This is a genomic window from Helicobacter pylori FD535 (assembly GCF_000296015.2).
GTDB lineage: Bacteria > Campylobacterota > Campylobacteria > Campylobacterales > Helicobacteraceae > Helicobacter > Helicobacter pylori_CT.
This window is the reverse complement of record NZ_AKHP02000020.1, coordinates 28558-39736: the sequence shown is the minus strand read 5'-3', so window position 1 is coordinate 39736 and position 11179 is coordinate 28558. Positions and strand designations below refer to the sequence as shown.

9 protein-coding genes and 1 pseudogene are annotated in these 11179 nt (G+C 38.3%); all 10 read left to right on the top strand.

Annotation, left to right across the window (positions count from 1 at the left end; translation table 11 throughout):
• The first annotated feature begins 10 nt into the window (after positions 1-10).
• The 10 genes and pseudogenes from DV63_RS12470 (at position 11) to waaA (ending at position 11174) form a co-directional block, all read left to right on the top strand.
• Positions 11-292, top strand: coding sequence for a DUF3240 family protein (locus DV63_RS12470; protein WP_000880302.1), 282 nt, complete (start codon positions 11-13; stop codon positions 290-292).
• A gap of 69 nt (positions 293-361) precedes the next feature.
• The gene (locus tag DV63_RS12465; protein WP_000271446.1) at positions 362-649 is read left to right on the top strand and encodes an endoribonuclease VapD; all 288 of its coding nucleotides are present in this window, start codon (positions 362-364) and stop codon (positions 647-649) included.
• Between the two features lie 212 nt (positions 650-861).
• Positions 862-2508, top strand: a complete 1647-nt coding sequence (locus DV63_RS12460; RefSeq protein ID WP_000242036.1) for a dynamin family protein — start codon at positions 862-864, stop codon at positions 2506-2508.
• 203 nt (positions 2509-2711) lie between these two features.
• Positions 2712-4685 carry a P-loop NTPase family protein gene (locus DV63_RS18245; protein WP_000232672.1) on the top strand — a complete coding sequence of 658 codons (1974 nt, stop codon included), beginning with the start codon at positions 2712-2714 and terminating at the stop codon, positions 4683-4685.
• Positions 4685-6527 (top strand): annotated as a pseudogene (locus tag DV63_RS12450) (dynamin family protein). The gene DV63_RS18245 and the pseudogene DV63_RS12450 overlap by 1 nt, the downstream one beginning before the upstream one ends.
• A 109-nt stretch (positions 6528-6636) precedes the next feature.
• Positions 6637-7575: an NAD(P)H-dependent glycerol-3-phosphate dehydrogenase gene (locus DV63_RS12440; protein WP_000401705.1), complete on the top strand. Its 939-nt coding sequence runs from the start codon at positions 6637-6639 to the stop codon at positions 7573-7575.
• 13 nt (positions 7576-7588) lie between these two features.
• A complete protein-coding gene (gene glyQ, locus DV63_RS12435; protein ID WP_001150939.1) occupies positions 7589-8500 on the top strand; it encodes a glycine--tRNA ligase subunit alpha in 912 nt (303 codons plus the stop codon).
• Complete coding sequence (locus DV63_RS12430) at positions 8487-9218, top strand: GTP cyclohydrolase I (RefSeq protein WP_001229785.1); 732 nt, start codon at positions 8487-8489, stop codon at positions 9216-9218. The genes glyQ and DV63_RS12430 overlap by 14 nt, the downstream gene beginning before the upstream one ends.
• A 9-nt stretch (positions 9219-9227) precedes the next feature.
• Entirely contained in the window at positions 9228-9992 is a 765-nt protein-coding gene (locus DV63_RS12425; protein WP_001091790.1) for a zinc ribbon domain-containing protein, read from the top strand.
• Positions 9993-11174, top strand: coding sequence for a lipid IV(A) 3-deoxy-D-manno-octulosonic acid transferase (gene waaA / locus DV63_RS12420; RefSeq protein ID WP_000472207.1), 1182 nt, complete (start codon positions 9993-9995; stop codon positions 11172-11174).
• Positions 11175-11179: the final 5 nt, after the last annotated feature.

The following is an 11179-nucleotide window of genomic DNA, read 5'->3' as shown; positions in this document are numbered from 1 at the left end:
GGGATTTCACATGCTCGCTTTAGAAATTTATATTGATATTTGCTTGAAAGACGCTTTAATAGATTATTTATTTGAAAAAGGCTTTGATGATTTTTTTTATGTGGAATGCTATAAATACGCCGCTTCTTCGCTGCTTTTAAGCCAAAAAGAGCAGGTGAGTGGGCGCAAAGATTACGCTAAATTCAAGCTTTTTTTAAGCGATGAGATCGCTTTATCTTTAGCAAAAGCGCTCAAAGATCACTTCGCTTCTAAAGAGATGAAATTGTTTTATTCTCAAACGCATGGGTTGTAAAAAGCATGCACCAATCAAGCGAAATTCTCAGTAAAATACGCTATAACACAAACCAATAAAGGAATTAAGATGTATGCTGTAACCTTTGACCTTGACACCAATTGCTTGAACGAAAACGCAATGAATCTCTCAAAAGTTTATTCGGATATTCGTAAATTCATGGAACAACATGGCTTTAAATGGCAACAAGGTAGCGTGTATTTTGGCGATGAAACCATCAACGCTGTTACTTGCGTCGCTACGGTGCAAATTTTAGCCAAGCAAATACCAAGTTTTGCGATCTGCGTTAAAGATGTCAGAATGTTAAAAATAGAAGAAAACAACGATTTAATGCCAGCGATTAAAATTGTTTTGTAAAATCAGGTATAATAAGAGTCTCTAAATGGTGCTAGGAGTTTGTAATGATTGTTATTCTTAAAAATTCGCTTTCTTTTTCTCTCTCTCTCTAGTCAGCCGCTTTATCTTTTCACCCCCATATAAACTTATACCCATATAACCCCTTTTTAGGGATTTTTTGGGGATTTTTGCGTCTTGTTTAATTTTTAATTTTTATTTATAAAGGATTGATGATGGTTTTATGCGCACAGACGGATTTTGTAAAGTTTTTAGAACAGGTTTTAGAAGTTTTAAAAGGAGTGGAGATCGATAAAACAGAATGTTATACGCTTTTAGAAAGCGTTCAAAAACAACAGCTTGTCATACCCGTTGTGGGGAATTTTAGCGCAGGGAAAAGCACGCTTTTAAACCGCTTTTTAGAAAAGAGCGTTTTGCCCACCGGTATCACACCAGAGACTTCTTTAGCCACTGAGTTGCACTATAGCGTTGATGAACGCATAGAGGCTTTTTCAAACAATGATGAAAAAGCAGAAAGTTTTGAACTGAATGAGCAAAGTTTTGAGGTGATTAAAGAGAATGCAACGAAGTATTCCTACCTTAAGGTTTATTTGAATAATGAAGCTTTGAAAACAGCGCTTCCTTTAGTGTTTGTGGATATGCCAGGCTTTGATAGCCCTATTTCAAGCCACACCCATGCCATTTTGGAATATTTAGAAAGAGGCGCGCATTTTGTCATTCTCACAAGCGTAGAAGAGGGCAGCCTCACTAAACGCATGGTTAGGGAGTTGAAAAACCTTTTAGAGTTTGACAAAGGCCTTAGCTTTATTTTGAGTAAAACGAATCTAAGAACGCCTTCGCAAGCAGAAGAGGTTTCTCATTATATTGAAGAGCAAATCCAGGATCACCTTGATTTGACAACGCGTCTTATCCGCTCTGATAAAGACAATAACGCTCTTTTAGAGGTGGCGGATAAAATAGACGCTGAAAAGCTTTTTAGCTCTTTGTATTTGGAACGATTGAAGTTTTTGAACGCCCGGTTACAAAACAGCCTAAAAAGCGTGATTGAAAGCTTTGATTACTCCAAAGAAAAGGCGTTAGAAGAGATCAAAGCTTTGGATTTGGGCGTTAAAGACATTGAAAAAACCTATGAAAAATTAAGGGCTAATTTAGAAGAAGAGTATTCCAGCGTGGCTGTGGGATCGGTGGTTAAAAAAGTGCTAGAAGATGTGAGGGATCAAAAGCCTTATTTAGCCTCTTTAATCAACAAGCCTAACGAATTCAATAGCGAAATAGAAAGCATCACGCAACAAAGCTTGATCAAAAACACGAAATTAGAGATTGAAAAGATCAACCTTTCCTTTTCAAAAGATTTTCATGCGGAATTTGAAAGCTTGAACAACACGCAGCTTTCTAGCGACTTGTCTGTGAGTTTAGAGCATAACCTTGAATTAGGGATCAACGCTTTAAGCTTGTTTCTATCCAAAAACCCGGTTACAAGTCCGTTCGCGCTGATTTTACAAGAGTTAAAACCTCTTTTAAAAGATTTATTGACATTGTTGCCTAATCTCATCGCTGCATTTTTTAGGAATGAAGAAAAAGAGCGGGCGAAATTAGAAAATTTGATTGAAATAAAAGTGATTCCAGAGGTCCAACGCAAGCTTAAAGAAGTTTTGCCAGGCTTGTTTAATGAGTGCTTGGAAAATTCCCTAAAAGGTTTAAAAGATCGGTGCGAATTAGAAATCACGCACAAGAAACAAGAAATCGCACTCGCTCAAACAGAAAAAGAAAAACACCTAAACGATCTAGAAGCGCAAAAACAAGCATTAGAAAATAAGATCAACGCTTTAAGCACTTTAGAACAACAATATTTAAAGGATTAAAATGAACACGCAAGAAATCATTCAAAAAGCGCTTTAATTGAAAAAACGCTTCAAAAACAAGGCTTGCAAGAAAGAGCGAAGCCTTTAGCCTCACTGTTTTAAAATACGCAAAAACCCTGAGTGCTCAAGTGGAGTTTTACAGCCAAAAGGATATTGAAGAGCTTAAAAACGAACATGCAAAGTATGAAAGGGAATTTCAAAGAATGGTTGGTGAAAAAGTCAAAGAACAAAAACAGAGTTTGGCAAATAGGGCTAAAGAGAGATTTAAAGAGAGATTAAATAAGTTTGGCAAATTTCTTAGCATAAACAAAAGCGATAAAGAAGCGCCCAAAGAGAGGATTTCAAGCGATGAAGAAATATTAGAAAAGGCTAGAAAAACTGCTAAAAATATATTAAAAGAGGATACGAGACTCTTTTCATTATACGATCAATACGAAAAAATAAAAAAGAGCGGGCTAACCAACACTGAAAAATTGAATTCGCACATTCAAGCCAATAGCTTAGAAGAGCTTAATCAAAAATTGCTTCAATTCGTGGGCACAAATGGGAAGTATATGCCTTTCACTAAAGCGGTGGAAATTTCTTTGAATAACCCCAACCTTAAAGATTTGGAAGTGATTGACACCCCGGGCGTGAACGATCCGATCGTCTCACGAGAAGAGCGCACCAAAGCCTTGTTGAAAGATTGCCATGTGGTGTTTATCATAAGCCCTTCTGGTCAGTTTTTAACGGGGAGCGATATGGGTTTGTTTGACAGGGTTTCTAATAAAGAAGGCCTTCAAGAAATTTATTTTGTGGGAAGCCAAGCAGACAGCGTTGCTTGCGAGATGAGTGTAGCGGCAAAATCGGACCGCCACCTCCCCACAGCCTTAGAAAACGCGCAAAAATCCCTTTCATCTTCTTTAGATCAAACCATGGAAGCGTTGATTAAAGATTACCCTAACCAACGAGGGATTTTTGAAAAAGCAATCAAAAACGGCGTCATTTTGACTTCAGGGGTTTGCTTTAGCATGTATAAGGATTTCAAAAACCAAGCTTCTTGGGAAAGCAAAAAAGAAGAGTATTACAATGCATGGCGGAATTTAACCAACGCTTACCCTGACGCTTTTAACAGCGGTGATAAATCCAAAGAAAGCCTGCTGCTCTTAAGCAATATGGATGCGATTAAAGAGCGTTTAGAAAAAGCCACTCAAAGGAAAGAAGAGATCGTTTCTCAAAGATTGCAAGATTATGCACAAAGCCAAGCGAACAACCTCTCTTCATTGGTGGAAAAACTCTTGGAAGAATTGGAGTTAGAGAAAGACAGGATTAGAATGGCTGATCTGAAGAAGATCTTTGAGCAGATGAAAGAGTATGAAAAACTCTCTGACAAAATTAAGACAGACTTTAAAGATGTGTATGAAAAATTTGTTATTGATTTTATCAACAAGGTTGAAGATGACTTGAATAAGACATTAAAGGAATTTGCAGAAAATGCTGAAGAGAATAGCAAAAATCTTGAAATAGAGAAGGAAGATAGCGGTATGAGAGTCGAAAAAACTGAAAAAGATGGCCCTTTTGGAAGCGTTGCAAGATTTTTTGGTAATCTTTGGGGTGAAAGTAGTTGGGGCTATGATGAAAAGAAATACCATGTAAAAATAAAAAGAAAGGAAATCAAAGCCGGAGCGGTGATAGGTCTTTTAATAGAGATGCATGATGAGTGTGTAAAAGCTTTAAACAGAAACGCTGATGGTTTTAAAAGCGTTTTTAAGAAAGAACTCTACGAAAAAATTCTCTCTAAATTGCGCGAAATTATCCATGATAATGGTTTGATTGATCCATACGCTTTCAAAAAGAGCGTGAACGCCGTTACGGATAAAATCAAATTTGAAGAGTTTGATTATACCGATTTGCTTCCTAGCGAGATAAAAGGACAGACAGGCCTTTTAGAAGGCGATGAAGCCCTTCAATTCATACAAAGCGTGGAAACGCATTTGAGGGATTTTGAAAATGAGGCTAAAAACGATGTGAAAGAATACTGCACTGATTTAGAAAAGAATCTAGAAAAACAAGATTTTGCTAATGGGGTGCTTTCAAAGCTTAAAAACGACATGCAAAACCTGAAAAATCAAGTTCAAAACAAAGAGCAATCCATCGCTCAATTAGACGCAAAAATCAAAGCTTTGAGAGAGATCTAATGGGTATTGATTCTTTGAATGACCCCTTTAGCAAGGTTGAAAAGAATGTAGTGGGATTAAAAGAGCGCTACGATTTGATCGCTCGTATTTTAAACGCTAAAATGAAAAATGAAGGGCTAGAAGAATACCAGCAGATTTTAGACAACGAGTTTTTAGAGTTCGCTAGCGGCGTGGATTCGCTCAAAGAAAAGGAAATAGCGTTACTAACGCTCCAAGAAATTAAAAAAGAATTGCAATTAGTCGAGCTACCCTAGTTTGTTTCATAAAAACATGGTCGCAGTAGGGGGAGGGTTTAGCGCGGGCAAATCCACTTTTTTAAACAACTTGTTGGGTTTGAAATTAAAACTCCCTGAAGACACGCTTCCCACTACAGCGATCCCCACTTATTGCTTCAAGGGTAAAAAAGAAGTTTTGATGGGGTTTTCTCAAAATGCGGGCATGGTGGAATTACCCCATCTCACTTTTGACCATAACTTTTTAGACTCCCTTGGCTTCAACCTTAAAGAGATCATGCCTTTGATGCTTTTAAGCACTCCTAGCGTGCCTTTTGAATTTTTATGCTTCATAGACACGCCTGGCTATAACCCTTCCAATCAAGGCTACACGGGTGGGGACAAACAAGCCTCTAAAGAATCCCTAAAGCACGCCCAAAATGTTTTATGGCTCATTAGTTGCGAGCGTGGGGGTATTGAAAGCGATGATTTAGAGTATTTGCAAGAATTATACGAAGAAGGCAAGCAGGTTTTTATCGTAGTGAGTAGGGCTGATAGGCGCACAAAAAGACAATTAGAAGAAGTCGCTATTAAAATTAAAGAGATTTTAGAAGATAGGGGCATTGAGTTTTTGGGGATTGGCGCCTATAGCGCTACAAGGTATCAAGAAATTAAAGAGTTCAGTGAAAAAAGCCATGTTTTTGACTCGCTTGAGGGATTTTTGCACTCTTTGGACAAGAAAGGCGAGAAACAAAACGAAATTTTAAGCGTTTTATACAATGTGCGTTTGGCGTATGAAAAGGCTATTGAGCAAGACGCTAACCAATTCAAACGCTACCAAAAGGCTTTGCACTCTATCAAATTGGATTTATTGCAAAAGGGCTTTGATGATTTCAATGATGACACTTTTAATAAAATAGAATCGCTCAAAAAAGAATTTTCTGATAAAGAGCAATCCAAAAGAGAGAATTTAGCGCAACTCAACCAAGTGATCAGTTTGTTTAAAGAAAGCATTGATAAGGTTTTTGATCGTGTGAGCGCTTTTACTTTTGAAAAATACAAAGAATAAAACGACGATGAACAAAACTACCGGGAGTTTGAAGAAATCAAAGAAATGGTGCTGTATTTTAGGGATCGCAGTTTGTTTTATTTGGATTGGTATGAATTGAGCCAACAAGAAATCCAAGAATGGAGAGAAAATGTGGATTATAATAATGAATTTCTCCAACTAGACTATTCTTTAAAAAACTTGCAGACGCTTAGGGAATATAAAGAAGCTTTAAGCGATCTCTATCAAGAGTCCTTAAACGATGAGGAGCTTCAAAACGATTTGCGGGAGTGGAGGGATTTAAACGAAAGGGAGTTTGAAGAAATCAAAGAGATGATATTATTCTTCAGAGATTTTCAAGAGTTTTCTATACAAAACGACTATAGTCTAAGCCAAAAAGAAATCCAAGATTATTCAGAAGGAATAGTTCGCCATAATAACATGCTCCAACTACGCAATTCACCAGAAAATTTTTATGAATTTAGGAGTTTTAAAGAAGTTAATGAAAAAGATTATGAAAATCTCTTAAATAATAAAAAGCTCCAAAAAAAATTGCGGAAGTGGAGGAGATCAAAAAGATAGTCCGTGCATAAAGACCGCATGCCCGCGCCAAAGAATTGGCTCATAAGGGCTATTTTAAACTTATTATTGTAAAATGGTGAGCTTTACAATCAATGAGATTAGGAATTTAATGGAAATTGCAGTATTTGGTGGCGGGGCGTGGGGGAGGGCTTTAGCCTTTGCTTTTGGAGAAAAGAATGAAGTCAAAATCATTTCAAGGCGCGATCTAAACGAGCCGTTAAAAAAGCTCAATGACGCTTTGATTTCTAAAGGTTCTGCCCCCATAGAGCAAGTGGATTTACAAAGAGGCTTAAAAGCAGCGCTCTATGTCATCGCTATTAGCGTGCAGCATCTAAGGGAATGGTTTCAAAACGCTTCTTTACCCAAAAACGCTAAGGTTTTAATCGCTTCTAAAGGGATAGAGGTTTTAAACAGGGCGTTTGTGAGCGAGATCGCAAAGGATTTTATCGATCCTAATTCTTTGTGTTTTTTAGCGGGCCCGAGTTTTGCGGCTGAAATCATTCAAGGCCTGCCTTGCGCGCTAGTCATTCATTCCAATAATCAAGCTTTAGCGCTAGAATTTGCCAATAAAACCCCCTCTTTTATCAGAGCCTACGCCCAACAAGACATCATAGGGGGTGAAATCGCTGGCGCGTATAAAAATGTGATCGCCATTGCTGGGGGGGTTTGTGATGGCTTGAAATTAGGCAATAGCGCTAAAGCGAGTTTATTGTCTAGGGGTTTGGTGGAAATGCAACGCTTTGGGGCGTTCTTTGGGGGCAAGACGGAGACTTTTTTAGGGCTTTCTGGGGCTGGGGATTTGTTTTTAACCGCTAATTCCATTTTATCTAGGAATTATCGTGTGGGTTTGGGGCTAGCCCAAAACAAGCCTTTAGAGGTGGTTTTAGAAGAATTGGGCGAAGTGGCTGAAGGGGTGAAAACGACCAACGCCATTGTGGAAATCGCTAGAAAATACGGCATTTATACGCCCATTGCGAGCGAATTAGCCTTGCTTTTAAAGGGTAAGAGTGTGCTAGAGAGCATGAACGATTTGATCAGACGCGCTTAAAAGGAAAGAGAGCATGCAAGATTTTTCAAGTTTATTATTAAAATTACAAGAGTATTGGAAGAATCAAGGCTGTTTGGTGATCCAGCCTTATGATATTCCTGCAGGAGCTGGGACATTCCACCCGGCCACGCTTTTAAGGAGTTTGGATAAAAAGCCGTGGAATGTGGCGTATGTCGCGCCCTCTAGAAGGCCAACAGACGGGCGCTATGGGGAAAACCCTAACCGCTTGGGGAGTTATTACCAATTTCAGGTAGTCATCAAGCCTAGCCCCTCTAATATCCAGGAACTCTATTTAAAAAGCTTAGAAGTGTTAGGGATAAACCTTAATGAGCATGATATACGATTTGTAGAAGACAATTGGGAGAGTCCGACTTTGGGGGCATGGGGGCTTGGTTGGGAAGTGTGGCTTGATGGCATGGAGGTTACGCAATTCACTTATTTCCAGCAAGTGGGGGGCATTCCTTGTAGCCTTATCCCTGTAGAAATCACTTACGGCTTAGAAAGATTAGCAATGTATGTCCAAAAAGTAGAAAATATTTTAGAGATTGAATGGGCTAAAAACAATCATGACAGCGTGAATTACGCGCAAGTGCATTTAGAAAGCGAATACGAATTCAGCAAGTATCATTTTGAAACAGCAAGCGTGAAAAGGCTGTTAGAAATGTTTAAAAACGCTCAAGCTGAAGCCTTGCATTGCTTGGAAAACAAGCTCCCGCTGCCGGCTTATGATTTTGTGATGTTGTGTTCGCATTTTTTCAACATTTTAGACGCCAGAAAAGCGATTTCGGTGGCTGAAAGGCAAAATTATATTTTACAAATCAGGGATTTAGCGAAAGGGTGCGCCATTCTTTATAAAGAGCAAGAAGAAGAAAGGGAAGAGCGTTTAAAAAACGCTTTAACAAAGGATCAAAATGGCGTTAGTTAAGGAAGTGTTGGGAGTTTTGAATCGCCTTTCGCCTTTTGAACTCCAAGAATCATGGGATAACAGCGGGTTGAATGTGGGGAGTGAAAATCATGAATTTAGCGAGATTATCGCATGTTTAGAAATCACGCTTAAAATCGCTCTAAACGCGCCACAAAACGCCCTAATCATCACGCACCACCCTTTAATTTTCAAGCCCTTAAAAACGCTTAATGGTGAGGCTTATCCGGGCAATCTTTTAAAAATCTTGATCCAAAAAAACATTTCAGTCATTAGCATGCACACGAATTTTGACAAAACGCATTTAAACAAGCATTTCGCTAGCACGCTTTTAGGGTTTGATAATTTGAAAGAAAAAGGCCTTATGTTAGTGAAAGAAAACGCTAATATGGAATTTGATGCGTTGGTGAAAAAAATCAAATCTTCTTTAGGGGTGGGATCCTTAGCGTGTGTCAAAAGCTCTCCAATCGTTAAAGATTTAGCGTTTGTGTGCGGATCGGGAGCGTCCATGTTCTCTTCTTTAAAAGCGCAAAGCTGTTTAATTACAGGCGATGTGAAATACCATGACGCGATGATCGCTCAATCTTTAGGGATAAGCTTGATTGACGCCACGCATTATTATAGCGAAAGGGGTTTTGCGCTGATTGTGGCTGAAATTTTGCATTCTTTCAATTATTTGGTTACAATAGAGAATTTTAAAAACCCCTTGCAAATCATTTAAAGGAAAGCGATGAACACCCATCTCAAACAATTGATTGAAATTTCGCATTTGGATAAAGAAATTGACTCCCTAGAGCCATTGATCAGAGAAAAACGAAAGGACTTGGATAAAGCCTTGAATGATAAAGAAGCTAAAAATAAAGCGATTTTGAATTTAGAAGAGGAAAAATTAGCCCTAAAATTACAGGTTTCTAAAAACGAGCAAACCCTACAAGACACGAACGCTAAAATCGCCAGTATCCAAAAGAAAATGAGCGAGATCAAATCCGAAAGGGAGTTGCGCTCTTTGAACATTGAAGAAGATATTGCTAAAGAGCGATCCAACCAAGCTAACAGAGAAATTGAAAACCTGCAAAATGAAATCAAGCACAAAAGCGAAAAACAAGAGGATTTGAAAAAAGAAATGCTAGAGCTTGAAAAATTAGTGCTGGAATTGGAAAGCTTAGTGGAAAACGAAGTCAAAAACATCAAAGAAACCCAACAAATCATCTTTAAAAAGAAAGAAGAACTCGTGGAAAAAACTGAGCCTAAAATCTATAGTTTTTATGAAAGGATCAGAAGATGGGCGAAAAACACGAGCATTGTAACGATCAAAAAACAGGCTTGTGGGGGTTGTTTTATTAGATTGAATGATAAGATTTATACCGAAGTGCTAACGAGTGGGGATATGATCACTTGCCCGTATTGCGGGCGTATTTTATACGCTGAGGGCGCGTATGAAAACAGCGCTCAACCTCCAAAAGAAAGCCAAGAAGAAAGCCAAGAATTAGTTTGATTGTTTAAGTTTTTCTACCTTTTATTGTTAACTTTGGGGCATCTTTTTGGTGCGCCTTTCATCTTTTTTTGGAGCTTTAAGGAAAAATACCGCCATTCTTTAAAAGCCCGTTTTTTTCTCAAAGACAATCTTTTAAAAAGCGAGCCGATTTTTTGGTTTCATGCATGCTCTTATGGGGAGGTTAAATCCTTAGAGCCGATCATTCAAGCTTTAAAAGAGCCGATTTTAATCAGCGTTACCACTAATACCGGTTTTGAATTAGCCGCTCAAACTTATCGGCATTTGGAGCGTATAGAAGTGCGTTACTTGCCTTTTGAAACCCTATTATTTGCATGGAAAAAAAACTTAAAACGCTTAAAAACTTTGGTGGTTACAGAAGCGGAATTGTGGTTTAATGTGTTTGATACGGCTCAAAAATTAGGGGCAAAAACCATGCTCATTAACGCTCGCATCAGCGTTCGTTCTTACCCCAAGTATCAGCGTTTTTCTTTTTTTTATGCGCTCTTATTCAAACGCATTGATTTGATTTTAGCACAAAGCAAGGACGATAAAAAGCGTTTATTGGATCTAGGAGCTAAAAAAGTGGTGGATTTTTTGAATATCAAGCGTTTTTCAAAGCCTGTAATCGTTTCGTTTTATCCTAAAAACCCAAGCGCTTTAAACATTGTTTTAGCCAGCACGCATGAGGGCGAAGAAAAATTAGGGTTAAAAGCGTTTTTAGAATTGAAAAAGACTTTCAAAAACGCACGACTTTTTATCGTGCCGCGCCACCCTGAGCGTTTTAAAAGCGTGCAGAATTTATTGCAAGACGCTTTAAAAACGACTCGTTTTAGTTGGGAGTGTTTTTCTTCAAAGGGTTTTGTGGAATGCGATATTTTGTTGGTGGATCGCTTGGGGGAATTGAATAACTTCTACAAAATCGCAGACATTGTCATTTTAGGGGGTTCGTTTGTCAAAATGGGGGGGCATAACCCTTTAGAGCCGGCGTTTTTTAATACGCGCTTAATCACAGGGGAGTATATTTTCAACCAAGTAGCGTTGTTTGAATTAATCAAGCCTTATAAAATCGTTCAAAAAGAGGATCTGTTAGACGCTCTTTTAGATTACAAAAATTTAGGCGTGGTGCGTTTTTTAGAAAACGGGCATGATTTAAACGAATTGCTCGCTTTCATTAAACATTAAAAAGG

What these genes read in the sequence shown, in the direction of transcription:
- DV63_RS12470 (WP_000880302.1), top strand. Translation starts at nt 11, where the DNA reads ATGCTCGCTTTAGAAATTTATATTGATATTTGCTTGAAAGACGCTTTA.
- DV63_RS12465 (WP_000271446.1), top strand. Translation starts at nt 362, where the DNA reads ATGTATGCTGTAACCTTTGACCTTGACACCAATTGCTTGAACGAAAAC.
- DV63_RS12460 (WP_000242036.1), top strand. Translation starts at nt 862, where the DNA reads ATGGTTTTATGCGCACAGACGGATTTTGTAAAGTTTTTAGAACAGGTT.
- DV63_RS18245 (WP_000232672.1), top strand. Translation starts at nt 2,712, where the DNA reads ATGGTTGGTGAAAAAGTCAAAGAACAAAAACAGAGTTTGGCAAATAGG.
- DV63_RS12440 (WP_000401705.1), top strand. Translation starts at nt 6,637, where the DNA reads ATGGAAATTGCAGTATTTGGTGGCGGGGCGTGGGGGAGGGCTTTAGCC.
- glyQ (WP_001150939.1), top strand. Translation starts at nt 7,589, where the DNA reads ATGCAAGATTTTTCAAGTTTATTATTAAAATTACAAGAGTATTGGAAG.
- DV63_RS12430 (WP_001229785.1), top strand. Translation starts at nt 8,487, where the DNA reads ATGGCGTTAGTTAAGGAAGTGTTGGGAGTTTTGAATCGCCTTTCGCCT.
- DV63_RS12425 (WP_001091790.1), top strand. Translation starts at nt 9,228, where the DNA reads ATGAACACCCATCTCAAACAATTGATTGAAATTTCGCATTTGGATAAA.